The sequence below is a fragment of the Gordonia sp. VNK1 genome (assembly GCF_040049135.1).
Lineage (GTDB): Bacteria > Actinomycetota > Actinomycetes > Mycobacteriales > Mycobacteriaceae > Gordonia > Gordonia oleivorans.
Window position 1 is genome coordinate 1 of the sequence record NZ_JBDZDJ010000068.1, and the last position, 1040, is coordinate 1040.

The window sequence follows — 1040 nt, forward strand, 5'->3', positions numbered from 1 at the left end:
GCACCGGTGGTGTGCACGTTGGTCTGATGGCCCGAGAGCAGCATCTCGTCGTATACGGTGTGCCCGATCCGCGCCGCCGACAACACTTTCCGTGCGATCACTTGTCGTTCCTGGCGTTGCAACAGTCGGGCGAGTGCGGTGGCCGCCTCGACGGGGAGGTGATCGATCATGGTGGCGTCGTCGGCGGTCATCGACAGTTGCGGGACCTGATTGGTCTGAATCATAGTGTCGGCCATGGTGTTCACCTCCTCTGCTCGGTCGCTCCAACTGAACTGAGTCAAGTGTAGCGAGGGGCACCGACAAGTTCTTCCGGCGTGGAATGTGGTGGGGATGAACGCTGTCGGTTCCCGCAGGGTTGGCTTCGGTTGTCGCTCGGCTGGTTTCGCTTTCGGCATGCGGAAGTGGTCTCGATACGCGACGAGCTCGCTTCGCTCGCGCGGCGCACTCGACCAGCGGGGGTGGCGGAGGTGGCCTCGACCTCGACAAGCTCGGCCCGGCGGATACACCGACTCGCAAGCTCGTCGGCACTCGGCCAGCGGGTGTTGCCCACCGCTGGCCGAGTGGGTCGGAGCTTGCGGAGCCCCGTATCGAGGCCACGTGAGTGGAAGCTGTTGCTTGGGTCGAGCTTTCGGCATGCGGGAGTGGTCTCGATACGCGACGAGCTCGCTTCGCTCGCGCGGCGCACTCGACCAGCGGGGGAGGTATTGCGCTGTCGGGTTGCGGAAGTGGTCTCGACCTCGACAAGCTCGGCCCGGCGGATACGTGACGGGCTCGCTTCGCTCGCGCGGCGCACTCGACCAGCGGGGGTTGCGAAGGTGGCCTCGACCTCGACAGGCTCGGCCCGGCGGATACACCGACTCGCAAGCTCGTCGGCACTCGACCAGCGGGGAAGCTGCTGCGTGCGTTGCGTTGTCGGATGCGGAGGTCTCGACTCGGTCCTCCGCTATCGCTCCGGACCGGCTAATGGGGGGAACTACTGGGTCTGGTTGACGTGAGTTGGCAGACTTGGTGGTGGTAGCTGCTACTGGGTGAGCACTCTT

1 protein-coding gene is annotated in these 1040 nt (G+C 65.1%); it reads right to left on the reverse strand.

All coding sequences use genetic code 11. The features are described 5' to 3' along the window. On the reverse strand, positions 1–236 hold a 236-nt coding region (locus ABLE94_RS26345; protein WP_348810310.1), incomplete at its 3' end, for a hypothetical protein. Positions 237–1040: the final 804 nt, after the last annotated feature.